Raw genomic sequence first — 836 nt, forward strand, 5'->3', positions numbered from 1 at the left:
ATGCCCCAGGCCAGCGCCGCCGGATAGCCATGGGTATTGCCGGACGGGGAGGTTTCGGGCGTGTTGGGTTGATCGGCGCGGCGCAGGGCCTGAACGGTATTCCAGGCGGCCAGCGTGCCGGTGCGCGGATTGTTGGTGGAGCACATCGTGTCCGTCGTGCCCTTGGCCGCCGAGACGGCGGGATAGACGGGCGTGACGCCGATGGGCGCGCAGAACAGGCCATTGGCGCTGGCCGACAGCAGATCGACAGCGGAATAGCCGACCTCGCGGATATTGCGCTGCTGATAGGAGAGCGAGCCCAGGACGCCGAACTGCCCCTCATCGCCGAACTTCTGCGAGACCAGCACCGATCCGCGCGGGTCCACCTTCTTGGACACGCCATTATAGACGCCCTTGGCGGTGGCGGTGATGACGCTATCCTGACGGAAATCAAACGGCTTGGGCGCGTTCAGATCGACGGTGGCCCCCAGCGATCCCTCCTCCACATCCGCCGACGGCGTCTTGCGCACGGCCAGGGCGGAGAAGATCTCGGTGGAGAAGACATTGAAGTCGAAGGAGCGCCCGGCATTGCCGGCACCATAGATGTCGGACGAGCCGGTCTGGGAGGTGCCCTCCATGCCATTGACCCGCACGCGGGTGAAACCCGCGCCCAGACCACGAACCGAAATGTTGCGGCCCTCGCCGCCATCCCCACGCGCCAGCGCCACACCGGGCACCCGCTGCATGCTTTCGGCCAGATTGCTGTCCGGGAACTTGCCGATATCCTCGGCCACAATCGCATCAACCGCCGCAGCCTCTGCCCGCTTAAGGTTCAAGGCGCTGTTCAGCGATGCACG

At 65.7% G+C, this 836-nt stretch carries 1 protein-coding gene; it reads right to left on the bottom strand.

Annotation, left to right across the window (positions count from 1 at the left end):
• Window positions 1–836 (bottom strand): TonB-dependent receptor plug domain-containing protein (locus ACT6Q8_RS25540; RefSeq protein ID WP_444739481.1); only part of this gene is annotated, 836 nt, incomplete at both ends.

Source organism: Niveispirillum sp., assembly GCF_052437035.1.
GTDB lineage: Bacteria > Pseudomonadota > Alphaproteobacteria > Azospirillales > Azospirillaceae > Niveispirillum.